Raw genomic sequence first — 25,500 nt, 5'->3', positions numbered from 1 at the left:
GTCTTGGAAACAGGTCGAAGTCAGCTGCGCGAAGCAGGGCCAGGAAGTGAGTTCCTGCATGAATTCCTCTTGGCGGGGGTGGCCGCCGCGCCCGACCTCCCCGCCGTCGTCGACTTCTTCGAGGGTACGGTCCGTGAGACCTCCCACCTGGGACTGGAGCGTCAGGCCCAGTTCTACGCGTCACGGCTGAGCGACCTGGGCCTCGGCATCGGCGACCGGGTGGTCGTGGAGTCGGAGAACTCCGGCGCCGCCATCGCGCTCTTGATCGCCTGCGCGTCGCTGGGCGTCCCGTTCATCCCTGTGAGCCCCGGCGTGCCCCGGCAGCGGCTCCAGGCCATCGTCGCCGCGGCCGAACCCGTACTGCACCTGCGGGCCGTCGGAACGGACGAACGCCCTGACATACCGGTGTCCGTCGGACTCGCGACCTTCGGTCCCGACCACCTGCTGGCCGAGCGGGCCCCCGTCGTCACCGCCTCGCACCGAACCGAGCTGGTCTGTACCGACCCCGCCTACATCATCTTCACCTCCGGCACCACGGGCGTGCCCAAGGGAGTGGTGATGAGCCACCGGGCCATCATTTCCTTCTACCGAGGCATGCTCGCCCACGACATCGTCCGGCCCGGCGACCGGGTCGCCTCCACCTCACCCCTCCAGTTCGACTTCTCGCTGCTCGACACCGGCCTCGCCCTGGGCAGCGGAGCGGCCGTCGTGCCGGTCCCGCGCGAACTGCTGCCGTGGCCCCGCAAGTTCCTGGCCTTCCTCGACCAGGTAGCGGCGACCCACGTGAACGGGGCGCCGTCGATCTGGCGCAATGTGCTGACCTACGAGCCCGAGCGGCTCGCCCGGCTCAGCCTGCGGGGTGTGCTGTTCTCCGGCGAGGAGTTCCCTCTCGCGGAGCTGCGGGCACTGCAGAAAGCGCAGCCCGGCGCGCGGATCGTCAACTGCTTCGGCTCGACCGAGTCCGTCGCCTGCTCCTTCGCCGATGTCCCGCGTCCCCTGCCCGACGGCACCGACCGGCTCTCGATCGGCTTCGGCCACCCGGGCGCCGACCTCGTGCTCGTCGACGAGTCCGACCGGGCGATCGTGGAGCCTGGCGTCCTCGGCGAGATCTACCTCCACAGCCCGGCGCTCTTCACCGGTTACTGGAACGATCCCGAGGCGACCCGCGCCGCTCTCGTCCCCGACCCGCTGTCGCCCAAGTCCGGAAAGGTCGTCTACCGCACCGGGGACCTCGCGGTGCGCGGCGTCGACGGGGAGCTGTACTTCCGGGGCCGCGCCGACCACCAGGTCAAGGTCCTCGGCAACCGCGTCGACCTGGGAGAGGTGGAGCGCTGCGTCATGGGCGCCCCAGGCGTCGCGCTTGCGGCCTGCCTGCTCCTTGAGCCCCGCGGCGAGACCGGCGACCCGGTCCTCACCGCCTTCGTCGTGCCGGAGGCGGACGCCGCCGGACCCTTCGACGAGACGGCGCTGCGGGCGCACTGCGCGCGCGCCGTTCCCGGCTACATGGTCCCCCAGGAGATCCACTCCCTGGACGACATGCCGGTCAACACCCACGGAAAGATCGACCGTGCCCGGCTCCGGGAGTTGTTCGCCCCGAGGAGCACGGTCGTCACGGGCCGGGAGGGACCCTGATGGCCAGCAGGAAGATCTCGCCGAACATGGCACTTGACCAGCTCGTCGCCGAGCGCCGCGCGGGTGGCGAGGACATCCTCCACCTCGGGTTCGGCGAGTCCCGGCTGCCGGTGTTCCCCGGCCTGGTCGACCGGCTGGCTCAGGGCGCGCGGCGCAGCGCGTACGGGGCCGTGGTGGGGGACCTCGCCGTACGCGAGGCCGTCGCCGGCTACTTCGACCGCCGCCGACTGCCCACCCGGCCCGAGCAGATCATCGTCGCGCCGGGCAGCAAGCCCCTTCTGATGGCGCTCCAGATGGTGGTGCCGGGCGACCTGGTCATCCCGCGTCCCGCCTGGAACACGTACGCCCCGCAGGCCCGCGCCATGGGCAAGAAGGTCTTCGGCGTGGACCTGCCCGACCTCTGCGGCGGCGTGCCCGATCCGAAGCTGCTGCGGGACACCGTGCTCGCCGCGCGTGCCGCGGGCGACGACCCTCGCATCCTGATCCTGACCCTCCCGGACAACCCGACGGGCACGTACGCGCCGCCCGGGCTGGTCCGGGAACTGTGCGCGCTCGCCCGGGAACTTGACCTGTTGATCGTCTCCGACGAGATCTACCGGGATGTGCTGCACGACCCGACCGAGCCCTTCCTCAGCCCGGTCGAGGCCGCGCCGGAACGCACCGTCGTCACCACCGGGCTGAGCAAGAACCTGGCGATCGGCGGCTGGCGCATCGGAGCCGCGCGCTTCCCCGAGGGGACGCGGGGCGACGGGATCCGCGACCGCGTGGCGTCCGCCGCCAGCGAGGTGTGGTCCAACTTGGCCGGCCCTATGCAGGAGGTCGCGGCGTACGCGTTCGCCGAACCGCCGGAGCTGACCGCCTACATCGCACGCTGCACCCGCCTGCACGGTGTCGTGGCCGCGGCTGTGCACCGTGTGCTCGTCGACGCCGGCGCGCTGTGCCGCAGCCCCACGGGCGCCTTCTACCTCTATCCCGACCTGGAACCCAAGCGCGAGGCGCTCGCCCGGCTCGGCATCACGGACTCCGTCTCCCTCCAGGAACGTCTCCTGGAACAGTCCGGCGTCGCGGTCCTGGGCGGACACCACCTGGGGGACCGCCCGGAGACCCTGCGCTTCCGGATCGCGACCTGCCAGCTCTACGGGGACACGGACGAGCTGCGCCATGCCGCGCTCGCCTCCGACGACCCACTGCGGCTGCCGCACATTTCCCAGGCTCTCTCACGCATCGAGGAGAGCCTCGCCAAGCTGTTGCACCAGACAAGGACCGATGTCAGTGTTCTCGCCGAATGAAGCCGAATCCGCACAGCGTCCCGACTCCGGTGCGGGCCGGGCACCCCACAAGTTCCGCGCGTACACCGCCGCGCACCTCGACGGTTTGCTGCAGCGCGCGGGACTCGGCCCCGACGAGCGGCTGGCGGCCAGGGCCGTGGCCACCGTCCTGCCCTTCCGGACGAACCCGTACGTCCTGGAGGAACTGATCGACTGGGACGCGGCGCCCGACGATCCGATCTACCGGCTGGTGTTCCCACAGCCGGACATGCTGCCTGCGAAGGACGTCGCCCACCTGGCCGGCCTGCTGCGCTCCGGCGCGCCCAAGCGCGAGCTCAACGCGGCCGCCAACCGGGTGCGGGCCGGTCTCAACCCGCATCCGGCAGGCCAGATGGAGCTCAACATGCCGAGCTTCGGCGACGGGACGCTGCCGGGCGTGCAGCACAAGTACGACGAGACGGTGCTGTTCTTCCCGAAGCAGGGCCAGACCTGCCATGCCTACTGCACCTACTGCTTCCGGTGGGCGCAGTTCGTGGGGGACCCGGACCTCAAGATGGCCGGTCAGGAGGTCGACGGCCTCAAGGCGTACCTCCAGAGCCACCCGCAGGTCACGAGCGTCCTGTTCACCGGCGGCGACCCGATGATCATGTCGGCCGCGGTGCTCAGCCGGTACGTCGAGCCGCTCCTGGAGGTCGAACAGCTGGAGTCGATACGCATAGGCACGAAATCCCTGGCGTACTGGCCGGACACCTTCGTGGGCGACAACGACGCGGACGAGGTGCTGAGGCTGTTCGAGAAGGTCACGGCCGCCGGCAAGTCCCTTGCCTTCATGGCGCACTTCACGCACCCGCGCGAGCTGGAGCCTGCCCTGGTGTCCACGGCGGTCCGCCGTATCCAGGACACCGGCGCCGTCATCCGCACCCAGGCGCCGCTGATCCGCACGATCAACGACGAAGCGGACGTGTGGCAGGCGATGTGGCGCACCCAGACCCGGATGGGAATGGTTCCGTACTACATGTTCGTGGAGCGCGACACGGGCCCGCAGGACTACTTCGCGGTGCCGCTCGCCCGGGCGTACGAGATCTACCAGGCGGCGTACCGGAACGTCTCGGGGCTGGCCCGGACCGTCCGAGGCCCGTCGATGTCGGCGACGCCCGGCAAGGTCTGCGTGGACGGCGTGCTGGAGCTGGCGGGCGAGAAGGTCTTCGCCCTGCGGATGCTCCAGGCGCGCAACTCCTCGCTGGTGGGCAAGCCGTTCTTCGCCCGTTACGACCCCAACGCGGTGTGGCTCGACGACCTCAAGCCCGCCTTCGCGGACCGGTTCCCCTTCGACCCTCCGATGGAGCAGCCGCTGGAACTGCCGAACGCCGCCGAGGAGTTGAAGCTGCTGGAGACGGTGTAGGACGCGAGCAGGTTCGTCAGACGCTCGGCTGGGGTTTCCCAGCCGAGCGTCTGACGTGGCCGGCTGTTGAGTTCGGCGGCCACGGCCTCCAGGTGCTCGGGGGGTGCCGGGCGCAGAAGTGGACCGGGGTGTCGCGGGCGATGGTGAACACGTGGCGAGCGGCCATCTCGCATCCCTGGTCCCACGAACTCGCCCGCTTGTTCCTCCCGGATGCCTGCCGGCCGTACAGCCATCTCCTGCCGGTGCGGCGGTTGACGCCGACGATCCGGCAGGCCTCCGTGGCGCCCACCCCAAGATCCACAAGAAGATCCGCCAGCCGAAGGTATTCCTCCCGCTCGCGGAGCGACCTCCCTCGTCCCAGTGGCCGCCGCTCCTACGGAACTTCGGCGTCCATCGCGCCTGTCAGGCGGAGGCCGTGAGGGAGGCGGACGAGTCCTTCGCGGGGTCGTGCGCCTCCCCCGCGTCGTGCGCCTCCCCCGCGTCGTGCGCCTCCCCGGGCGGTTGGACCTCGCGCAGTGCGACGAACGCGCCGACAGCCAGCAGCGCGACGAGCAACCCGCCGGCCAGACTGACCGCGTTGAAGGCGTCGGTGAAGGCCTCACGCGCAGGCGCCAGCAGGGCAGCGGCGCCCGGCAGGTCGGCCGCGGTGGAGACGCCCGCGGCCAGCGAGTCGCGGGCAGCCTCCACCACAGCGGCGGGGGCCTGGGCGAACTCCTCCCCGAGCACTTGGGACTGGTAGACGGCGGTGCCGAAACTGCCGAAGGTCGCGATGCCGAGCGCGATCCCGATCTCCATGCCGGTCTCCCCGACGGCGGCCGCGGAACCAGCCGATTCCGGCGGCGCGGAGCCGACAATCAGGTCGGAGCCGAGCGCCATCATCGGTCCGATGCCCAGATAGACAAGAGTGAAGCCGAAGACGAGCAGCGGCAGCCCGTCCACCGGTACCCGAGCGAGCGTCAGGAACCCCGCAGCGGACACGAACAATCCCGCGCCGACGACGACGCCGGGCCGGATCCGCTGGGCGAGTGCCGGCGCGACCATGGAGGAGACCACCATGCTGAGCGCGGCGGGCAGCAGCCACAGCCCGGCACCGAGCGGCGAGAGTCCGTGCACCAGCTGCAGATACTGCGTCACGAACAGGTAGACCCCGCCAATGGCCAGCAGACCGAACAGCACGATGACCAGGGCCGCCGTGAACCGGCGGGTGGCGAAGAGACGGAGGTCGAGCAGCGGGTGCTCCAGCCCCAGCTGTCGCTTGACGAATGCCCAGCCGATGCCCACGCCGACGACCGCCGAGGCGATCCCGAGGACCGAGAACCCGTTCTTGGCCAGGTCCTTGATCCCGTAGATCACCGGGATCATCGCGGCGATCGAGAGCGCCACGCTCGGCAGGTCCAGCCGTCCCCCCTCCCCGCGCGACTCGGGAAGCAGCACAGGCCCGAGCACCAGGAGGAGCACCATCACGGGCACCGCGAGCAGGAAGACCGAGCCCCACCAGAAGTACTCCAGCATCAGGCCGCCGAGGACAGGACCGATGGCGATGCCCAGCGAGAAGCAGCTGACCCAGATGCCGATCGCCGTGCCGCGCTGCCGGGGGTCGGGAAACATGTTCATGATGAGAGCGAGCGTCGACGGCATCAGTGTGGCCCCGGCGACGCCGAGCAACGCGCGCGTGGCGATGAGGAGTTCGGGAGTCGTCGCATAGGCGGCGAGCACGGAGGCGGCGCCAAAGGCCGCACCACCGATCAACAGCAGCCGCCGCCGGCCGATGCGGTCACCGACCGTGCCCATCGTGATGAGGCACCCGGCGATCAGGAATCCGTAGATGTCCATGATCCAGAGGGACTGGGTACTCGTGACGCCGAGATCCGCGCTCAAATGCGGCAGGGCCAAAAAGAGCACGGTGACGTCGAGGGAGAGCAGCAGCGTCGGCAGCGCCAGAATGGCCAGACCGGTCCACTGACGTGGGCCTGCGCGCCGTGGGGTGGAGGAGAGGAGAGCGGCGTCCATACAAGTGCCTTCCATCGTCTTGGTAAAGGGAGCCAATCTCCAGGAATACCGCCGATCTCGAATCTGCGGGTAATCGGGCGGTCACGCGAGGCACGCTTTCGATGACTTCGTAAATAAGTAGCCGAATTCCGCTCCATGGGTGCGGCTGAAAGTATTCGGTTACCTCGCGATTACCTTGTGATGACGCGCCAGAAGGGCCCTCCTCGAAACTCGGAACCAGCTCGGCGCGGCCATCCGGCATGCCGGCCGCGGCCGCTCAGGCAGGCCCGGGTCTGGCGCGGCGGCCCTGTAGGTCGTAACATAACGTGTGTTCTTTTTGTTTTCGGGGGAGGTGTCGCTCTTGCGACCCACACAGGAACGCGCTGCCAGGGCTCGGGGGGAGATCCGCTTGGTGACGGCCGAGGTGTTGGACGAGTTCGGATTCTCCGGCGCCGACATCAACAAGATCACGAAGCGGTCGGGAGTCACCCCGGGCGCCCTGTACTTCCACTTACAGAGGGACCCCACCCTGCGGGCAGGTGTCCTGCCTCACCAGTGAGCAGACCAACACCTTCGACACGCATGACGCCTCTCTCTACCGCAACTGGACGATGATCACGGAAGCGTGCCTGGAACGGGCGCGCGACAGCGGCGAGTTGCGTGACGGGGTCCGCACGCCGTCGCCGATCTCGACGCGGCGGCGTGTACCGGCACGCAGAGGTACTCCTGGGCCGTGAGCGGCCGCGGGATCACTCCAAGCGCGTCGTGTTCATGGGGCAGGCGGCCCGTCCGGGCCTGATCACGGAACCCACTCCCGCCACGATCAAGGCGAGCCGACGCGTCGGCACCCTGCTGAGGTGAGTGATCGCACCGCAGCTGCGTCACGTGGCATCTCACTCCGGAGCGGGCGCACACCAGCGCACGGCGAACAGACGCACGGCGAACAGAAGCGTCCCGTCTGCCGGGGCCATCCCTGCTTCCGGGGCGGCCGGGGCGACCGAGAAGCACCTCTCCCCCCCTGACGCGAAAACCATCCACCTGAGGCCGGATGCGCGCCTCATGCCGAATACGGAGATTCGATGAACGACGAGAGCCTCGGACACCTCCGGCTCGCCGCGGTGAACATCGACGGCGTGCTGCTCAACGACACCTTCAGCCCTGTCATCCACCAGTTCATCACGGGCCACGGCGGCCGCTACAGCGCCGACTTGGAACGGCGCATCTTCTCGCAGCCGCAGCAGGTCGCCGGCGAGCGGCTGGCCGAGGCCGTCACCACCCCGATGACCGGGGACCAGGCACTGCGCTCTTACTTCGCGGAGCGGTCAGCGTACGTACGATCCAGTCCGGTGCACCTCCTCGACGGAGCCGTCGAACTGCTGGAGCGCCTGCGCCGCCTCGGACTGCACACCATCTGCTACGGAGGGCTGGACAGGTCGCACTTCGACCAGTTCCTCGAAGGGCACCAACACCTCTTCGACGGACCGGAGTACGTCTGCACCAACGACTTCCGTCCGGGCATACGAGAGATCTCGACCGAGGTCTTCGGTCTCCGCCTCGACCAGGTCCTGTTCATCGACGACGTCGCTCGCGTCGCGGAAACGGCCCGCGCCCTCGATGTCGCCTTCATCGGGCATCCCAGCACGTTCGAGCACAGCTACCAACGCCAGTTGATGCACGAGGCCGGGGTACGCCATCTTGTCGCCTCACTACACGCCATCGACGAGCCATTGCTGCGCTCCGTCGACGCCGAAGCAGCAGCCGGGACCATATGGCGGGAACAGACCCAAAGTCAGGCAGGGGTCCGCCGCGCGGCGGATCGGGCTGTACTCAGCGCCCGACCTCATCAAGCACCCACCCAGCACCCATCCAGCACGGGAACGAAAACGGGGCCACCCGCAGTAGCGGGCGACCCCATCTGACCTGCGTTTTTGCCAGGTCATCATGTCGATGCCGTGGCGGGCGTCAGACGTTGAAGCGGAACAAGACCTTGACCTGCGGGAATGCCAGGTCATCCCAGCACGGGATTCGCGACAAAGTACGAGGAGGCCCGACGCCGAGAACGCTACTCAACGGACGCGGCGCCGATGTACGTCGGTCGAAGCTCTGCCCTGAATTCCAGGGCGTAGCTTGCATGTTCCTGTCAGTCGGCGGTGCCGGGTTCCACGACCCACTCGGCTCGCAGCCCGCTCACCGAAGCGATCATGTCTCGTTGCAGGGCAGATAGTCGAAACCGCAGAGCAGGGTGCGCAGTCGCAGCGCCTCAGGCTTGCCGCGCGCCGAGTAAAGAACCTCGTACTCAGTCGGGGTGCATACCGCGAGGAGTCCGTCGCGATCAGCGCATCCAGCCGCGCCCGCACCTCAGGCTTGCCCCGGCGAGCCAGCGCGGACTTGTCGATGAGGTAGCGCCCCTTCACGCCGCCGAGGGCCCCGCCTTCACGCTTGAGCGAGCCGCCAGGAGCCAAGGGCGACAAACCGGCAAGATTCGAGGAGGCGCTTGCCGGGCACGGCCCCGCGCACCCCCAAAACCTCACCGAATCGGCCTCAGCGCCGAAACTGCCCACGCTGCCGAAACCCAGCGGCGACGACCTCAGGCCCTTCCTCGGTCACTGGGGCCCCTACGGACCCCGCTCCTACTGAGCCGGACCAAGGGAGATCACACCGCCACGAGCCGTACCCGCTCGCCGCACAGCTTGGCCATGTCGTCAATATCGGAAGTCAGCATGACCACGGGGCGATGCTGTCGCAGCGCGGCCTCGGCGACGGCCGCATCGATCGCGTACTTGTGTCCGTGCAATCCGGCATTCATCAGCAGCTTCGAGGCTGCCCTCGCCTCCTCGTCGCCGACGGGAACGACCCGCAGGCCGGAAAGCACCCAATTCAAGCGGGACTTGTTCGTACGGGCGTGGACGGCCTCGATGATGGTGAGCGCACTGATCACGACCTCCATGCCGCGCGAGCGCGCCTCAGCGATCAGAGCCACCACCTGCTCGTCGTCGGCAAGCAGCTTCGAGAATCCCTCGCTGTCGAGGACCAGCGTCCCCTCGTGACTCAGCCTGCGGCGGGCCACTCGGCCTCCTCGGCGAACACCTCGTCGAAGACCTGGCGTGCCCGCTGACGAGCCGGCTCGGAGACCGGCCCCTTGCGGCTCTCGTAGTCCGCCAGGTACTCGTCCAGGACCTGCCCGCGCAGCTCACGCTCGACCGCCTCGGCGATGAACGCGGAGAACTCCCGCTTACCCACCCGCGCCCGGATCGCCTCCGCGGTCCCCTCCGGCAGCGACAGACTCACCCGCGTCGCCGGACCTTCCCCGATGCCGTACGTCGTATCAGCCATGCCACCGATTGTGTCAAACGAGTAGGAAAAGTGCCACGGCCGGAAGCCACAAGCCCCCCCCAGGAGCGTTAAGTAGGCGTGTGGGGTGGGTGAAGGCCCTCGCGCCCACCCTCATATCGGGCAGATCGCTGCCCGAATCCCAGCACGGGCACCCTCATCCCATCCCAGCACGGGAAAAACAAAGGGCCCGACCCCGAAGAGTCGGACCCAATCTGACCTGCATGTTTGCCAGATCAGCGACGCGGTGTTGAGTCACCCGCTACACGTTGAACCGGAACTCCACGGTGAGGCTTTGACCTGCAGAAATGCGCAGGCATCCAGCACCGATCCAGCACCGTCGAAACTTATCCAGCACATCCAGTCCGCCACGCTGCGGGCGAGGTCACTCCGAGTCTGCCACGACCGGGCGTCACGGTCCCATGCCTCGGTGATCAAAGGGCTGCAGATGTCCGCGGTCACCTTGGTCGGCTTGTGACCGAGCCACGGAGAGAGCTCGTGGAACAAGGCACCGTTTGCCAACGCAGCCGAGACGGCGAGGTGCCGTAACGAGTGCGGGGGCCTTCGCGGACCGCCAATCAGCCCGGCCACGGGCTCCCGTGAGGCTGCCGACCTGGCAATCCAGAGGAAATCCGGCCGGAGTGGTGGCTGATTCCGCTCTCCCGGTTCGACGGTCAGAGACATGCAGTAAACCTGACCCCATGACCTTCGGTTCGAATCAGTTGACCGAGGACGAAACGTGCAAGCGGTTCGTCCTTCCGGCACTCGCGGCCTCCGGGTGGGCCACTCGGCAGATCAGGTCCCAGTACGGGATCAACAACGGGCAACTCGTGCCGACCAAGAGGCGTCACCGCAAGGGAAGGCCGCTGGTCGCCGACTACGTCCTGGAGTACGTCGCGGACGTTCCGATCGCCGTGGTGGAGGCCAAGCGATACCGTCTCAGCGCAGAGAACGGGGTCGAGCAGGCACGACGGTACGCGCGCAAGTTGGGGCTGAGATTCGCCTACGCCACCAACGGCCGTGACATCGTGGAGATCGACTTCAGCAACCCGAAGCAGCCGGTGATCCGGGACATCCAGGAGTTCCCCTCCCCACAGGAGCTTTGGGGGCGGTTCCTTCAGGACCAGGGTGTGAGTGACACACCTCTCGGCGAGCGACTCCTCTCGACCGCGTACGACTACACGCTGCGCAACTCCGACAGCACATCCCAGCGGCCGCGCTACTACCAGCGGGTGGCCGTGACAAGGGCCTTGGCCGCTCTGGCCCGCGACGAGCGTCGCATCTTGCTCGTCCTGGCAACGGGCACAGGCAAGACCATGCTCGCGCTCCAGTTGGTGGCGCGACTGATGAACGCGCCCGAGGTATTCGGCGGCCGGAAGCCACGTGTGCTGTACCTCGCGGACCGCAACATGCTCGTCGACGACCCTAAGGACCGTTACTTCCAGGAGGTGTTCGGAAAGGACGACGTCTACAAGATCACAGGGGGTGAGGCCAAGCGCGGACGGAAGGTCTACTTCGCCCTCTACCAGACCCTGGAGCAGGGTGCGCCGGGAGAAGAGCTCTACCGGGAGTACCCGGAGGACTACTTCGACATCGTCATTGTGGACGAGTGCCACAGGGGGAGCGCCGCCAGTGACGGCCGCTGGCGGAGGATCCTCCAGTACTTCTCGCCGGCTGTACAGATCGGTCTCACGGCCACGCCGGTCGCCGATGACAGGCGGAAGACGGACACGTACGAGTACTTCGGCAACCCCGTCTTCACGTACTCACTCAAGGACGGTATCGAGGACGGATTCCTCTCGCCGTACCGACTGCGCAGGGTCCGGCTGAACGTGGACGTGGAGGGCTACCGGCCGCAGCCGGGTGAGAAGGACATCTACGACCGGGAGATCCCCGACAATCTCTACGGCCCCAAGGACTACGAACGGGTCATGGTGATCCTTGAGCGGACCGAGTTGGCGGCTCGATACCTCCTTGACCATCTGCGCGCCACGGCCGAGGAGAGGCGGCTCGGCAAGACCCTCGTCTTCTGCGAGAACAACGACCACGCGGCCCGTATGCGGACCGCGTTGTTCAACGCCGCCCCCGAGGAGGTCGCCGCGCTCCCGGACTTCGTGCGGCGCATCGTCGGAGACGACGGTTCGCACGGTGGCGAAGCACTGGAGGAGTTCCGCAAGGCGGACAGCAACGAGCCGGTCATCGCGGTGACGTCGAAGCTGCTGTCGACGGGGGTGGACATGCCACCCGTGCGGAACGTGGTGCTGTTCCGACGGATGGCCTCCATGTCGGAGTTCAAGCAGGTCATCGGCAGGGGCACTCGACTCTGCCCGGAGATCGGCAAGGAGTCGTTCGACATCATCGACTTCGTCGAGGCGTCGCGGCTCTTCGACGACCCGGCCTTCGACGGACCGCCGCTCAAGGTGGTCCGGGACTGGACCGACGATCAGGGTGGAGTGGTGGACTCGGAGGATCTGACCCCTGCGACTGAGTCCGGGCAGGATACGGACGCCGAGTCCGCCGCTGAGCCACAGGCGGAGTACACCCGGCAAGACGGTGGCGTCTTCGACGCTGACGGCGACTCCGTGGCCGGAGCACAGGACGGCGACATCACCGACGCCGAGGAGATCGACAGGATTCTTTCCCGCTCCAGGAACCGGTACACAGTCAAAGATGTCGACGTGTACAAGGTGGGTGAGCTGCGGTACATCCTGAAGGACGACGGAAAGCGACTCCAACTGGTGACCGTGCAGCAGTGGGTGCACGACCGGGTGCTGGAACTCGACCTTGACCCGGCCCAGTTGCGTACTCAGTGGGCGCAAGCGAAGAGCCGCGCCGTTCTGATGGCGGCACTGAAGTCGGCACAGATCGACGTCGAGCGTCTGCCCGAGGAGTTGGGCATGCGCGAGGTGGACCCCGTGGACCTGCTGGTGTCCGTAGCCTGGGATGGGCTCGCCGTCGTGAGCCGGGACGAACGACTGACGTGGTTCCGCCGGGAGCATGCGGAGTTCCTGGACTCCTTCGGGGACCGAGCCAGGGAGGTGCTCGAAGCAATGCTCCTCAAGTTCGAGGAGTCCGGGTCGCCGCAGCTGAAGGTGGAGACGCTCAGGGTGCCGCCCTTCACCGAGATGGGACGGGTGGCCGAGCTGACCAGCCGGTTCGGAGAGCCCGGGAAGGCACATCAGGCCATCGACGATCTCGCGACCCGTCTGCTCACTGCGGTCTGACGCGCGCAAGTCGTAGAAATATAAGCTGACTTTACTTTGATGTTGATAGGACCCGTAAAAGTAAAGCCAGCATTGTGTTTAAGTACTGCTAAGCTGAAGGGGTGCTCAGAGACCGTACGGATACCCGCGCCGCGCTCTGGCGGATCGCCGCCGGGCAGCGGGGGTACTTCACCGCCGCTCAAGCGCGGACGGCGGGGTATTCATACCAGGCCCAGCGCTACCACGCGCAGCACGGCAACTGGCTTCTGGTCGACCGGGCGATCTACCGCTTCCGCGAGTTTGCGGACCTGCCGAGCGAAGGCGACGAGCAGTTCGTCCGCTGGTCGCTGTGGAGCAAGGGTCGTGCGGTGGTTTCCCACACCAGCGCCCTTGCGGCTCATGACCTGGGAGTGGCCAACCCCTCCCGCATCCATCTCACCGTGCCGCACGGCTTTCGCCAGAGCGCGGGCGCCGTAATCCTGCACCGCGCCGAACTCGGAACCGGAGACAGCGAGGGGCGTACCGGGTACCGGGTGACGACGCCCCTGAGGGCGCTGGCAGAGAGTGCGGCCGATGGGGAGGACCAGGACGTGCTCGAATCCGCGGTGTCCGAGGCCCTGGAGCGCGGCATGATCACCCGCCGGAAGCTGCTGCACGCAGCCCAACTGTGCGGACCACGATCCGAGCTGGGTATCGAGCGCGCACTCGGGGCGCTGTCGTGACCGGGCGATACCGGGATGCGGCGGACCTGAGAAGGGCGCTGGAGGCGCGACTCAAGCAGGAGGCCGCCGAGACCGGTGCGGACCTGGCTCGACGTCGGCGGCTGGTCGTCTTCGACCGTCTCGCGGCACGGCTGGCCGAGGACCGCGTCGGCGGCTGGGTGCTGAAGGGTGGTGCCGTCATGGAGTTCCGCTTCACCGGGCGCGCGCGCACCACCAAGGACCTCGACCTGGCGGTACGGCCCGAGCCGGTCGGCGGAGGTCTTGACGGGGATGCGGTCCGCGAGCTGCTCATCGAGGCCCTGGACCGCGACCTCGACGCCGACGGATTCCGGTTCCGTGTCGCCACGCCGGTCGCTCTGAAGGCGGACGTCGCCGGGCGGGGTGGGTGGCGCTTTTCCGTCGAGGCGCACCTGGCGGGGAAGGTCTTCGCCGGTGTCAGGGTGGACGTGGTCGACCGTGGCGAGGAGATCTCACGCACCGAGCTCCTACCCCTGCCCAACACACTGGAGTTCGCCGGGGCGCCGGCGCGTGCGATCGAGGCGGTCGATCGGCGTCAGCACTTCGCAGAGAAACTCCACGCGCTCACCCGCGACTACGGCGACCGGCCCAATACCCGGGTCAAGGATCTGGTGGACCTCGTGCTCCTGATCGAGAGCGGGCTCTCCGGCGACATGGACCTGTTGAAGACCGTGCGACACGTGTTCGCGGTACGGGCCACGCACGAGGTTCCCCTCGTCCTTCATGACCCGCCGCCGCGGTGGCGGGTCGACTATCCGGAGATCGCCGAGGAGTTGGCGACCGGCATTCCACCGACCCTCGACGCCGCGATTACCTTGGTCCGCGAGCTGTGGGCCCGGACGCTTGCCGAGGACGCGGGGGCGGGCGACGGAGATATCGCATTTCCGGGACAGAACGAGCAGAAGGACCAACTGAACTGACATGACAGCGACCAGAAGGAAAGCGGCGGAGAAGGCACCCGTCACTACTCAGGCCCGTCTCGCGTCCCTGATCAAGTCCGCGCGCGACACCATGCGCAAGGACGCCGGCATGAACGGCGACCTCGACCGGTTGCCGCAGCTGTCCTGGCTTCTGTTCCTCAAGGCGTTCGAGGAGCGCGTCGAGGAAGAGGGCGAGGCACTGAACCCGGGCGCATACCGCCGGGCGATCGAGAAGCCCTACCGTTGGACGGACTGGGCGACGGACGAGGATCTCAGCGGCAACGAGCTGAAGACCTTCGTCAACGACGAGCTCATCCCATACCTGGCGGGCCTGGATAGGGAGGCGGACCGGGGGGCGGAGGACCCGCGCAACGTCATCTCGCTGATCTTCAAGGACGTCGTCAACCGCATGCAATCGGGCACGCTGCTGCGTGACCTCGTGAACATCGTCAACAAGATCCACTTTGTTTCGCACGACGACATCCACACCATGGCGTTCGTCTACGAGTCGATCCTGCGGGAGATGCGCGACGCCGCAGGCGACTCCGGCGAGTTCTACACCCCGCGCCCCGTCAACCGCTTCATGGTGCGGCAGTCGTTCCTCGAACTCGGCGAGACGATCCTCGACCCGGCCTGCGGGACCGGCGGATTCCTGGTGCAGGCCCACGAGGAACTGGAGGGGAGGGTCAAGACCGAGACACAGCAGCGTGAGCTCCACGCGAACCTCAAGGGCATCGAGAAGAAGCCACTGCCGTACCTGCTCGCCTCGATGAACCTGCTCCTCCACGGCGTGCACGCCCCCCGCCTTCGCCGGGAGAACGCGCTCCTCACCATGCGGAACTCGCAGGCGGCGGACAAGGTCGACGTCGTCCTTACTAACCCGCCGTTCGGCGGGGAGGAGGAGTCGTCGGTCGTGACGGCCTTCCCGTCCGCCTTCCAGACACAGGAGACGGCCTGGCTCTTCCTGTACTCGATCCTGGACCAGCTAAAACTGGACGGCCGCTGTGCGATCGTCCTGCCGAACAGTTCGCTCTTCGCCTCCGGCGAGAACTCGATCGGCGCGAAGATCAAGAAGAAGCTGATGAAGGAGTGCAATCTGCACACCGTCGTCCGCCTGCCGCAGGGCGTCTTCGCGCCGTACACCCAGATTCCGTCTAACATCCTCTTCTTCGAGAAGACCGGCCCCACGCGGGACGTCTGGTTCTACGAGATCGCCCTCCCGGAGGGCCGCCGCGGCTACACCAAGACGAAGCCGCAGCGGCTGGAGGAGTACGACGACTGCGTGGCCTGGTGGGGCGGCAAATCCCGTGAAGGCCGCGAGGCGGGAGAGCGCGCGTGGTCGGTCCCAGCGGCGGAGATCATCGCGGACGGCTACAACCTCGACCGCGCCAACCCGCATATCGGCGACGAGTTGGCTCATCGCACGCCGGAGGAGCTGGTGGACGAGCTGGTGAAAACGGAGGAAGAGATCCTGGAGCTGTTGCAGGGACTCAAGGCGGGGCTCGGTGAAACCACGTCATGAGCAGGTATCCAGTCGTGGTTCTAGGTGAGGTGCTAACGCCCACCAAGGACGCTGTCACGGTCGTTGAGGACGCTCAGTACGAAACGGCAGGCCTTTATAGCTACGCGCGCGGACTGTTTCGTCGTCCCGTAATCTTCGGTTCGGAGACAAATTACCGTCAATACAATCGCCTGCGATCCGGTCAAATCGTTTACAGCAAGCTCTTCGGGTGGGAAGGGGCCGTCGCATCTGTACCGGAAGAGTTTGACGGGATTCACGTCTCGCACGAGTTCCCGACATTCGAGGTCGATGACACAAAGCTCGATCCGCGATATGTGCGACATTATGTCACCTGGCCCAGCTTCCACGCTGCACTGAGCAAGGAAGCCTCGGGTATGGGGTCTCGGCGGCAACGAGTAAAACCCGAACGATTTCTGAGCAGTCAGATTCCGCTGCCCGACTTGCTGGAGCAACGCCGCATTGCCGACAAGCTGGACGCGGCGATGGGCAGTATTTCCCGAGTGGTACAGCTGAAGAAGGAGTCGGACGCGCTCGTGCGACAGCACGCAGATGCGCTATTTGGCTCCATCGCGGAGCAACGACCGCTTTCCAGTGTCCTCGACGAGAGCAATGACTTCGTCGCAGTCTCACCTGAGAAGAAGTATCGCACTGCCGGAATCCTGAACCGTGGGCGAGGCTTGTTCCACAGACCCGTGATCTCGGGAAATGAAACCAAATACCCGCGGTACAACCAGCTGAAGAGTCAGCAGTTCGTTTACAGCAAGCTTTTTGGCTGGGAGGGGTCGCTTGCCGTTGTTTCGGCGGATTTTAATGGAATTCACGTCTCGCACGAATTCCCTACATTCGATATCGATGAAGAGGTTGCTGACGTTTCCTATATGACTCATCTCGCGCGCTGGGATGGGCTGCACCACCGCCTTAAGGACCAAGGCAGTGGCATGGGATCTCGCCGTCAGCGAGTCAACGTGAGTCGACTGCTCGCCACGGAGGTTCCCCTCCCGTCGCTACCGGCACAGCGCCGCATCGCGGAGCGCCTCACACTAGCCCGGGGGGTCGCCGAGGCCGGCGCCCGGCAGGACGCCGACCTGGAAACGCTGCGTAAAGGGCTGCTCGACGCCGCCTTCTCCGGGCGCCTGTAGGCGGGTCAGTCGGGCGGGACCCTCCGCCACCCCTCGTCCGTCACCACCACGTGGTCGAGGAATCGTAGGCCGACCGCTTCCGCCCCCGCCGTAAGGCGGGATGTCGTGAGGCGGTCGGCCTCGCTCGGCGTCAGGCGGCCGGTGGGGTGGTTGTGGGCGACGCCGAACGCGGCACCGCCGAGGGCGAGAACTCGGGCGAGGGTGTCGCGGACCGGGACGAGAGTGCGGTCGGACGCGCCGTCGGTGAGGACTGAGGTACGGAGGACCGCGCCCGCCCCGTCGCAGGTCACCAGAACCGCGCGTTCATGGCGCAAGCCACGGAGGAGAGGGCTCGCGACGGCTGCCAGGTCGGCGGAGCCGGAAATTCGCCGCAGGCCGGGAGCCTGCTGCACCGCCGCCCGCCGTCCTAACTGAAACGCCGCCACGACCCGCGCCGCCTTCGCCGGGCCTACACCCGGCAGGCCGACTGCGAGCTCATGAGCAGGGACGCGCGAGAGCGCACACAGCCCGCCGTGCCGGGCGATCAACCGACCCGCCAGTTCCACGGCGTCCTGGCCGGCCAGGCCCGCCCCCAGCAGCAGTGCGAGGAGCTCCCGGTCGGACAGCGCCTCCGCACCTCGGTCGAGCAGCCGTTCTCGTGGCCGATCCTGCGCCGGGACCTCCTTCATGCGCATGCCGATCAGGCCCGGCTCAGTCGACCGAGTCGCGGTCGAACGGCTCCGCGTCGTCAGGTACGGGGTCGGGCTCCTCGGACCCCTCGGCACCCATCGACGTGACGTCCGGCCTTGAGCCATCACCGCCCTCGGCCGCCGATCCGATCAGGTCGATCAGACGCGCGTGCAGGGTCCGCGAGCGAGCCTTCAAGAAGCCCTCGTAGTCATCTCGCAGAGCAGCCTGGTAGGCGTCCTCCTCGACGAGACAGGTCCGCAGCCGAGCTCTCAGAGTGTCCTCGCCGTGCCAGTCGATCAAGTCCTTGAGATACACGGAGGGCGGAGAGTCGGAGACGTTGTTATTGGTGATCGCGCTCAACATGATCAGATTTCCGCACACGTTCGCTCGAGCCGCGCTCACTCCGCGTCGCTTCAGAAAGGCGCGCGGGAAGAAGTGGTGGAACTGCTTGTCGTTCTGCCCGGCCAGCGCCTTGTCAGTGTCGATGGCCTGACCGGTGTTGAGGTCCACCGGCTTTTCGTACGACATCAGCAAGACGTGCAGCTTGGTTGGCGCGTTGGCACGTGAGAACTGCGTCCGCTGCCAAAGCACGTCGCGCGGCAGGGCCGCCCCGGTCTCGATCTCCGTCGCCTGGCCGGCGGCGAAGGCGCTCACTGCGTCAAGGTCGGCAGTCATCTGCGACTCGCGCCAGCCCTTGAAGTACTCGCTGCTCGCCGTCAGCCAGAACCACCGGCCGATCGCCGCGTATTGATCGGCGGACGGCTTGGGGAGCTGCCGGAACAACTCCACCAGGACCGCGAACTGGTTGTAGTACGGCAGAGCCTCGGCGCGAGGGGTCCGGATCTGAGTGAAAAGGAAGTCGACCGCTCGAGCGGCCGCCTTGCTGGCCTCGGTCACCGCGTCCTGCAACTCTGCGCGGTCGAGACGCCTCAGGTCCTGGATGGACTTCGTGGAGAACCCCAGACCGGCGGCTGCGGAGATCGTGCGGAGCATCGACTTGGTGTCGACCCGGCCGTACCGCTTCCGGTCGAGGACCTGCAGCAGCTGTTCGATCTCCTCCTTGATGTCGAAGTCGCTCGACCAGGTCCCGGCTCGCACAAGATCGACGATGTCCATCCTCGTGCCCGTGCTGTTGATCCGCTCGAAGATGCGGGCCGAGTCTTCCTCGGTGACCTCGAGCATGGTCACGACCGGCACCTGGTACCCGCGGAACTGATCGCTCAGTGCCTGAGCACGACGCACGTGCTCGTCGGTCGGTTTATCCCTCAGCACCCACGCCATCATCGAGCTCGCCGAGTCCAGGTCGCGCACGGGAATTACGTGCGCACCGGCCGGGGTCTCCTCAGTGAGGTACAGGAACTCCTCACGGGCCAGGTCGAATCCGATCCCCCACCGTGCCCCCTCACCGTGCATCGCGCCCACAAGGCTCGCCAGCCGCTGCTGTCCATCGATGACGTACTGCACCAGAGCCCCGGAAACCTGCGGGACAGCGGTCAGTCCAGCAATCTCGTGACCGCTGGCCAGCCTACGGTCGGACGTACGCCACATCAGCAAACTGCCGATGGGATAGTTCCGGCGAACCGAGTCCAGCAGATAAAGAACCTGTTCCGGCTCCCAAACGAACGCCCGCTGATACTTCGGAAGAACGATCTCTCCGGACAGCACGCGGTGCGCGAGCGTCGAAATCGGCGCAATCGTCGGTTCAGGCGCTGTGACGCGCCCAGAGCCCTGAGATGACCCCATCTGCCCCTCCACTGCTGTGCCTGCTCGCCTGTGCAGCTGTCGAGACAATCCTAAGAGTCAGCACTGACAATCCGTCGGACAGGGACGCAGTCCCACTGCGTGCCAGCGTGCCGCTCGGACACCCAGCACAAATCCAGCACGGTACGGGTGACGAGAGGTGATGGCAGGTGACGAAGGGTCAGATTATCCAGCACCGATCCAGCACGGGAAAAAGCTAAGGGCCCGACCCCGGAGGATCGGACCCCTACTGACCTGGATGTTTGCCAGATCAGCGATGTGGTGGTACGTCAGCCGCTACACGTTGAAGCGGAACTCCACCACATCCCCGTCCTGCATCACATACTCCTTGCCCTCCATGCGCGCCCTGCCCTTCGCGCGGGCCTCAGCGACCGAGCCGACCTCGACCAGGTCCTCGAAGGAGATGACCTCGGCCTTGATGAAGCCCTTCTGGAAGTCCGTGTGGATGACGCCCGCGGCCTCGGGGGCCGTGGCGCCCTGGGGGATGGTCCAGGCTCGGGATTCCTTCGGGCCCGCCGTCAGGTACGTCTGGAGGCCCAGGGTGCGGAAGCCCACGTGGGCCAGGGTGGCGAGGCCCGGTTCCTCCTGGCCTACCGACTGGAGGAGTTCCAGGGCCTCCTCCTCGTCCAGCTCCGCGAGGTCCGACTCCAGCTTCGCGTTGAGGAAGATCGCCTCCGCGGGGGCGACCAGGGCGCTCTGCTCGGCCTTGAACGCGTCGTCCGTCAGCTCGTCCTCGTCCACGTTGAAGACGTAGAGGAAGGGCTTCGTCGTCAGGAGGTGGAGGTCGTGGAGGAGCTCCTCCCGGCCCGAGCCCTGGACGATGCCCTGGGAGAAGAGCGTGTCGCCCTTCTCCAGGATCGCCTGGGCCTCCTCCACCGCCTTCACCTTCGGTGCGATGTCCTTCTTGATGCGCGATTCCTTCTGGAGGCGCGGGAGGACCTTCTCGATGGTCTGGAGGTCGGCGAGGATCAGCTCGGTGTTGATCGTCTCGATGTCGTCCTTGGGCGAGACCTTGCCGTCCACGTGCACGACGTTCTCGTCCTTGAAGGCGCGGATGACCTGGCAGATCGCGTCCGACTCGCGAATGTTCGCGAGGAACTTGTTGCCCAGGCCCTCGCCCTCGCTCGCGCCGCGCACGATGCCCGCGATGTCGACGAAGTCGACCGTCGCCGGGAGGACCTTCTGGGAGCTGAAGATCTCCGCCAGTTTCGTGAGGCGGGGGTCCGGGACGCCGACCACGCCGACATTCGGCTCGATCGTCGCGAACGGGTAGTTGGCCGCAAGGACGTCGTTCTTGGTCAGGGCGTTGAAAAGGGTCGACTTGCCGACATTGGGCAGGCCGACGATTCCGATCGTGAGCGACACGTTGCGACTTCCCGTACGTGAGTGCTGTGGGTGGACGGCCCAAAGGGCCGGAGCGACCGTAGGGCGATCCCCCAGTCTACGGCGTGCGGGCCCCGCACTCGTCGGCGTACCGGACTTGTATCGAACGCTTGGCCAAGGTCGGCCAAAGGGCGTGTCCCATGCAGGATTATCGGTATGGCTCGACCTAGGTTGGTCCGGTGGAGCAACACAGGACGCGTCCCCCCCAGTCTCCGGCCCGGCCGCGACGCACCGCGCCCCTGCCGCCGCAGGGCAGGCCCACCGAGGCGGCGGCGGTCTACCGCGCCGCGTCCCGGCCCCGCCGCCCGGTCCCGCCCTTCGTACGCAAACTGCGCGCGCTGCCGCTCTACCGCAAGCTGCGCGCGATGCCGAACCCGCGCCTCACGGGGCTCGGCAGCGGGCTCTTCTGCGCCACGGTGATGTTCCTGCTCGCCTGTCTGCTGTGGCTGCTCTTCGGCAGTTCGGTCGTCGCGTACGGGGTGCTGTTCGTGCCCGTGAGCATCCTCACCGCGTTCTGGGTGCGGCCCGCCGATCTGGTGACCGCGCCGGTGGCCGTGCCGATCGCCTTCGCCGTGGGTCTTATCCCGATCTCCGGGGGCAACGGCGGCGGCTTCAGCGGACATTTCATGGGGCTGATCACCGCGCTCGCGCTGCACGCGGGCTGGCTGTACGGCGGGACGATCGTCGCCGCTCTCATCGTGGCCGGACGCCGGATCAAGCTCATGGGGCAGCGGCGCCGGGCGCGGGCCGTCTCCCCCGCCGCAGCCGGGCCGGGGCAGGGGCCGGCAACTGGGGCGGGGACCGGGCCGGGGATGGGCGCGGGGCCGCGGGGAGTGGCCAAGCGGCGTATGCCCACTGCGTGAGGCCCGACCCGGGGGCCGGGCTGCCTGCCAGGGAGGCGGGGCACCCGCCGGGGAGGCGGCCTTCCCGCTTCCGCGTGGTTACTTTTCCGCCGCCGCCATCGCCGCGCCCACGATCCCCGCGTTGTTCTGCAGCTCCGCGGGGACGATCTCTGCCTTGATGTCCTTGATCAACGGCAGGAACTTGTGCGACTTGCGGCTCACACCGCCGCCGATGATGAAGAGCTCGGGCGAGAACAGCATCTCCACGTGGGCCAGATACTTCTGGACGCGGTGCGCCCAGTGCTCCCAGCTGAGGTCCTCGTCCTCCTTGGCCTTGGACGACGCCTTCTTCTCCGCGTCGTGACCGTGCAGCTCAAGATGGCCGAGCTCGGTGTTCGGGACGAGGCGGCCGCCGGTGAACAAGGCGCTGCCGATGCCCGTGCCGAGGGTGAGCAGGAGGACCGTGCCCGTCCGGCCGCGGCCCGCCCCGAAGTTCATCTCGGCCACGCCCGCCGCGTCCGCGTCGTTCAGGACGGTGACCGGCCCGGTGTCACCGAGCCGGTCCGCGATCAGGCTCTCGATGTCCGTGCCGATCCAGCTCTTGTCCACGTTGGCCGCGGTGCGCGCCGTACCGTCGGTGATCACGCCGGGGAACGTGGCGCCGATCGGGCCCGTCCAGCCGAAGTGCTCGACCACCTCGCGCACCTTGTCGGCCACGCCGTCGGGCGTGGCCGGTTGCGGGGTCAGTACTTTGTGCCGCTCTTGTGCCAGGTCTCCACGGTCCAGGTCAACGGGCGCGCCCTTGATCCCTGATCCGCCGATGTCCACACCGAAGATCTGCATGAGACCCACCGTACGGCCACCCTCCGACAGCTGCGTTACTTCTGTGACAGCTCGGCGGCCTCGGCGCGCAGGTCGCGGCGGAGCTCCTTCGGCAGCGAGAAGGTGATCGACTCGTCGGCCGTCTTCACCGTCTCCACGTCCCCGTACCCGCGCTCGGCGAGCCACTCGATGACGCCGTCCACCAGGACGTCGGGCACGGAGGCGCCCGAGGTGAGGCCGACCGTGGTCACGCCCTCCAGCCAGGCCTCGTCGATCTCCTCGGCGTTGTCGACGAGGTGCGAGGCGGCCGCGCCGGCGTCGAGGGCGACCTCGACCATGCGGATCGAGTTCGAGGAGTTCTTGGAGCCGACCACGATGACCAGCTCGGCGTCCTCCGCCAGCTTCTTCACCGCGACCTGGCGGTTCTGCGTGGCGTAGCAGATGTCGTCGCTGGGCGGGGAGATCAGGCCCGGGAACTTGGTCTTGAGGGCGTCGACCGTCTCCATGGTCTCGTCGACCGAGAGGGTGGTCTGAGAGAGCCAGACGACCTTGTCGGGGTCGCGGACCTCGACGTTCGCGACGTCGTCGGGGCCGTCGACCAGCGTGATGTGGTCGGGGGCCTCACCGGACGTGCCGATGACCTCCTCGTGGCCCTCGTGACCGATCAGGAGGATGTCGAAGTCGTCCTTGGCGAACCGGACGGCCTCCTTGTGCACCTTCGTGACCAGGGGGCACGTCGCGTCGATCGTCGCCAGTTTCCGCTCGGCGGCTTCGGCGTGGACCGTCGGCGCCACTCCGTGCGCGGAGAACATGACGATGGAGCCCTCGGGGACCTCCGCCGTCTGGTCGACGAAGATGGCCCCCTTCTTCTCCAGGGTCTGCACCACGTACTTGTTGTGCACGATCTCGTGGCGGACATAGATCGGGGCCCCGTACTGCTCAAGGGCCTTCTCGACGGCGATCACGGCACGGTCCACACCCGCGCAGTAGCCGCGGGGGGCGGCGAGCAGGACTCGGCGGGCAGGAGTCGAAGCAGTCATGCCCCCCATCGTAAGGCCGAGCCCAGCGCGTCAAAGATCGGCTTCTTGGGGAGACTGGGGGCCTGCGTTCACTTACGGAGGCACGATGTCCGGTAACCAGTCCGGTGACCAGTCCAGCAAGCCCGGCGACTCAGACACGACGGGCGGCGCCCACAGCGCTGCTGGTGCCGCTGTCGAGGGCGACGGGCTTCGGCGCAGTCTCGGCTTCCGTGATCTGGTCGTCTACGGGTTGCTGTTCATCGCCCCGATGGCACCGGTTGGCGTCTTCGGGACGCTCGACGCCAAGTCGCACGGCGCGGTGGCGCTCGTCTACATCATCGCCACGGTCGCGATGGCGTTCACCGCGTTCAGCTACGCCCAGATGGTGAAGGTGGTCCCCCAGGCGGGTTCCGTCTTCGCCTACGCGCGCGTGGGGCTCGGCAACGGCCCCGGGTTCATCGCCGGGTGGATGGCGATGCTCGACTATCTCCTCATCCCGGCCGTCGCCTATCTCTTCTCCGGGATCGCGATGGAGGCGCTCGTGCCCTCCGTCTCCCGGTGGGTGTGGACGGCGATCGCGGTCGTGGTGACGACCGCGCTGAACCTGTGGGGCGTACGGGCGGCCGCGCGGGTCGGGTTCCTGGTGCTCGCCATGGAAATCGTGGTCCTCCTTGTCTTCGTGGTGTCGGCGATCGTCGTCCTGGCGCAGGACGGGGCCCAGCGGGACTGGCTCTCCCCGCTGAGCGGGGATGGGTCGCAAGGGGCCTTCGCGCTGGGTGCCGTGGTGGGGGCGGTGTCGGTGGCGGTGCTCTCGTATCTGGGCTTCGACGCGATCGCCTCGTTCGCGGAGGAGGTGACGGGGGGCTCGGCGAAGGTGGCGCGGGCGGTGCTGTGCTGTCTGGCGCTCGCCGGTGTGCTGTTCATCGCCCAGACGTATCTGGTCGCTCTGCTCGAACCGATGTCGTCGGCGCAGCTGGCCGCCGAGCCGGTCAAGCAGGGGTCCGCCTTCTACGATGCGGTCGACTCGGCGGTCGGGGACTGGCTCCATGACCTGGTGGCCGTCAGCAAGGCGATCGGCGCGGCCTTCGCCGCCCTGGCCGGGCAGGCCGCGGCGGGTCGGCTCCTGTTCGCCATGGCTCGCGACCGGCGGCTGCCGGGGGCGCTGTCGAGGACGGATTCCGGGACGCCTCGGCTCGCGTTGCTGTGCGCGGCTGTGATCACGATGGTGGCGGCGGTGTGGGCGGCTCGACGGGACGACGGGATGGATCACCTGGTGTCGGTGGTGAATGTCGGGGCGCTCACGGCGTTCGTTTTGCTGCACGCGAGCGTGGTGGGGTGGTTCGCGGTACGGAAGCGGGGAGGGGCGGTCAGCTGGTGGCGGCACCTTCTGGTGCCGGTGCTGGGGGCCGCGATCACCATTGCCGTGATCGTGGAGGCTGCGGGGTCTGCGCAGGTGGTGGGGGCGGTTTGGTTCGCTGCGGGGCTTGCGGTGCTGTTCGGCCAGCGGGGGCGCCGGGGGGCTTCCTCGCCCCCGCCGGGGGGTCACTGACTCGGTGGGCGTTGCCCCCCCCCGGGCGTGGGGGGCCGCTTGGGCTGCGGGGCGCCTTACGGGGGGCCTGAACGCTTTCGCTGGCGGGGGCGCCTTACGGGGTACTGAACCGCCGCTTCGCGGCGGATCTTTCCCGCCCACCCACCCGATACTCCGCGTCCGGTCCTCGTCGTAGGAGCGCCGGTTGAACGGCCCGTACGCGGCGCGGGAGTTGTGTGGGGCGAGGCCGGGCAGAGCCCCGAGCGTGGGAGCCGCGACGGTGGGGGCCGGGGCGCGGGAGTTGTGCGGGCCGAGGCGCGAGCGCGGTTGT

Annotated in this window: 21 protein-coding genes and 1 pseudogene; 13 read left to right on the top strand and 9 right to left on the bottom strand. The window is 67.5% G+C overall.

Annotation, left to right across the window (positions count from 1 at the left end; translation table 11 throughout):
• The first annotated feature begins 3 nt into the window (after positions 1–3).
• From ABXJ52_RS23750 to ABXJ52_RS23740, 3 genes are read left to right on the top strand one after another with little or no spacing between them, the layout of a single operon-like run.
• The gene (locus ABXJ52_RS23750; RefSeq protein WP_367044696.1) at positions 4–1,632 is read left to right on the top strand and encodes an AMP-binding protein; all 1,629 of its coding nucleotides are present in this window, start codon (positions 4–6) and stop codon (positions 1,630–1,632) included.
• Positions 1,632–2,921 (top strand): pyridoxal phosphate-dependent aminotransferase, encoded by a 1,290-nt coding sequence (locus tag ABXJ52_RS23745; protein ID WP_367044695.1) that lies wholly within the window; start codon positions 1,632–1,634, stop codon positions 2,919–2,921. The genes ABXJ52_RS23750 and ABXJ52_RS23745 overlap by 1 nt, the downstream gene beginning before the upstream one ends.
• Positions 2,905–4,302: a lysine 2,3-aminomutase gene (locus tag ABXJ52_RS23740; RefSeq protein ID WP_367044694.1), complete on the top strand. Its 1,398-nt coding sequence runs from the start codon at positions 2,905–2,907 to the stop codon at positions 4,300–4,302. Before ABXJ52_RS23745 ends, ABXJ52_RS23740 begins: the two co-directional genes overlap by 17 nt.
• Here the strand turns inward: ABXJ52_RS23740 and ABXJ52_RS23735 are convergent.
• Positions 4,302–4,501: pseudogene (locus tag ABXJ52_RS23735) on the bottom strand (IS30 family transposase); the annotation flags it as partial. The gene ABXJ52_RS23740 and the pseudogene ABXJ52_RS23735 overlap by 1 nt on opposite strands.
• Positions 4,502–4,704: 203 nt before the next feature.
• The gene (locus ABXJ52_RS23730) at positions 4,705–6,312 is read right to left on the bottom strand and encodes an MFS transporter (RefSeq protein WP_367044693.1); all 1,608 of its coding nucleotides are present in this window, start codon (positions 6,310–6,312) and stop codon (positions 4,705–4,707) included.
• Positions 6,313–6,703: 391 nt separating this feature from the next.
• Here ABXJ52_RS23730 and ABXJ52_RS23725 point away from each other — a divergent pair, with 391 nt between their 5' ends.
• From ABXJ52_RS23725 to ABXJ52_RS23715, 3 genes are all read left to right on the top strand, one after another.
• A complete protein-coding gene (locus ABXJ52_RS23725; RefSeq protein ID WP_367044692.1) occupies positions 6,704–6,850 on the top strand; it encodes a TetR family transcriptional regulator in 147 nt (48 codons plus the stop codon).
• A 143-nt stretch (positions 6,851–6,993) separates the two neighbouring features.
• Entirely contained in the window at positions 6,994–7,152 is a 159-nt protein-coding gene (locus ABXJ52_RS23720; protein WP_367044691.1) for a hypothetical protein, read from the top strand.
• 218 nt (positions 7,153–7,370) lie between these two features.
• A complete protein-coding gene (locus ABXJ52_RS23715; protein ID WP_367044690.1) occupies positions 7,371–8,210 on the top strand; it encodes an HAD family phosphatase in 840 nt (279 codons plus the stop codon).
• Positions 8,211–8,944: 734 nt separating this feature from the next.
• On the opposite strand, the gene ABXJ52_RS23710 is transcribed toward ABXJ52_RS23715, so the two are convergent.
• Positions 8,945–9,358: a PIN domain-containing protein gene (locus tag ABXJ52_RS23710; protein ID WP_328902081.1), complete on the bottom strand. Its 414-nt coding sequence runs from the start codon at positions 9,356–9,358 to the stop codon at positions 8,945–8,947.
• Positions 9,340–9,624: a hypothetical protein gene (locus ABXJ52_RS23705; RefSeq protein WP_367044689.1), complete on the bottom strand. Its 285-nt coding sequence runs from the start codon at positions 9,622–9,624 to the stop codon at positions 9,340–9,342. Before ABXJ52_RS23705 ends, ABXJ52_RS23710 begins: the two co-directional genes overlap by 19 nt.
• A 698-nt stretch (positions 9,625–10,322) precedes the next feature.
• On the opposite strand from ABXJ52_RS23705, the gene hsdR reads away from it, so the two are divergent.
• The 5 genes from hsdR (at position 10,323) to ABXJ52_RS23680 (ending at position 17,145) form a co-directional block, all read left to right on the top strand.
• Entirely contained in the window at positions 10,323–12,845 is a 2,523-nt protein-coding gene (hsdR, locus tag ABXJ52_RS23700; RefSeq protein WP_367044688.1) for an EcoAI/FtnUII family type I restriction enzme subunit R, read from the top strand.
• Positions 12,846–12,946: 101 nt separating this feature from the next.
• The gene (locus ABXJ52_RS23695) at positions 12,947–13,546 is read left to right on the top strand and encodes a hypothetical protein (protein WP_367044687.1); all 600 of its coding nucleotides are present in this window, start codon (positions 12,947–12,949) and stop codon (positions 13,544–13,546) included.
• Positions 13,543–14,484 carry a nucleotidyl transferase AbiEii/AbiGii toxin family protein gene (locus tag ABXJ52_RS23690; protein ID WP_367044686.1) on the top strand — a complete coding sequence of 314 codons (942 nt, stop codon included), beginning with the start codon at positions 13,543–13,545 and terminating at the stop codon, positions 14,482–14,484. The genes ABXJ52_RS23695 and ABXJ52_RS23690 overlap by 4 nt, the downstream gene beginning before the upstream one ends.
• A 1-nt stretch (position 14,485) precedes the next feature.
• On the top strand, positions 14,486–16,006 hold the full coding sequence (locus tag ABXJ52_RS23685; protein ID WP_367044685.1) for a class I SAM-dependent DNA methyltransferase: 1,521 nt from the start codon (positions 14,486–14,488) through the stop codon (positions 16,004–16,006).
• Positions 16,007–16,035: 29 nt separating this feature from the next.
• On the top strand, positions 16,036–17,145 hold the full coding sequence (locus tag ABXJ52_RS23680; protein ID WP_367044684.1) for a restriction endonuclease subunit S: 1,110 nt from the start codon (positions 16,036–16,038) through the stop codon (positions 17,143–17,145).
• Between the two features lie 5 nt (positions 17,146–17,150).
• Here ABXJ52_RS23680 and ABXJ52_RS23675 read toward each other — a convergent pair whose 3' ends face one another.
• From ABXJ52_RS23675 to ychF, 3 genes are all read right to left on the bottom strand, one after another.
• Positions 17,151–17,819: a UPF0758 domain-containing protein gene (locus tag ABXJ52_RS23675; RefSeq protein WP_367044683.1), complete on the bottom strand. Its 669-nt coding sequence runs from the start codon at positions 17,817–17,819 to the stop codon at positions 17,151–17,153.
• A gap of 16 nt (positions 17,820–17,835) precedes the next feature.
• Complete coding sequence (locus ABXJ52_RS23670; protein ID WP_367044682.1) at positions 17,836–19,569, bottom strand: DUF262 domain-containing protein; 1,734 nt, start codon at positions 19,567–19,569, stop codon at positions 17,836–17,838.
• Positions 19,570–19,851: 282 nt separating this feature from the next.
• Positions 19,852–20,940 carry a redox-regulated ATPase YchF gene (ychF, locus tag ABXJ52_RS23665; RefSeq protein WP_367044681.1) on the bottom strand — a complete coding sequence of 363 codons (1,089 nt, stop codon included), beginning with the start codon at positions 20,938–20,940 and terminating at the stop codon, positions 19,852–19,854.
• 197 nt (positions 20,941–21,137) lie between these two features.
• On the opposite strand from ychF, the gene ABXJ52_RS23660 reads away from it, so the two are divergent.
• Positions 21,138–21,821: a DUF6542 domain-containing protein gene (locus ABXJ52_RS23660; RefSeq protein WP_367044680.1), complete on the top strand. Its 684-nt coding sequence runs from the start codon at positions 21,138–21,140 to the stop codon at positions 21,819–21,821.
• A 78-nt stretch (positions 21,822–21,899) separates the two neighbouring features.
• Here the strand turns inward: ABXJ52_RS23660 and ppgK are convergent, their stop codons facing one another.
• Entirely contained in the window at positions 21,900–22,643 is a 744-nt protein-coding gene (ppgK, locus tag ABXJ52_RS23655) for a polyphosphate--glucose phosphotransferase (protein WP_367044679.1), read from the bottom strand.
• A 35-nt stretch (positions 22,644–22,678) separates the two neighbouring features.
• On the bottom strand, positions 22,679–23,671 hold the full coding sequence (locus ABXJ52_RS23650; protein ID WP_367044678.1) for a 4-hydroxy-3-methylbut-2-enyl diphosphate reductase: 993 nt from the start codon (positions 23,669–23,671) through the stop codon (positions 22,679–22,681).
• Between the two features lie 76 nt (positions 23,672–23,747).
• Here ABXJ52_RS23650 and ABXJ52_RS23645 point away from each other — a divergent pair, with 76 nt between their 5' ends.
• Complete coding sequence (locus ABXJ52_RS23645) at positions 23,748–25,190, top strand: APC family permease (protein WP_367044677.1); 1,443 nt, start codon at positions 23,748–23,750, stop codon at positions 25,188–25,190.
• Positions 25,191–25,500 lie beyond the last annotated feature (310 nt).

It is taken from the genome of Streptomyces sp. Je 1-332 (genome assembly GCF_040730185.1).
Taxonomy (GTDB): Bacteria; Actinomycetota; Actinomycetes; order Streptomycetales; family Streptomycetaceae; genus Streptomyces.
This window is presented reverse-complemented; position numbering and strand designations above follow the sequence as displayed.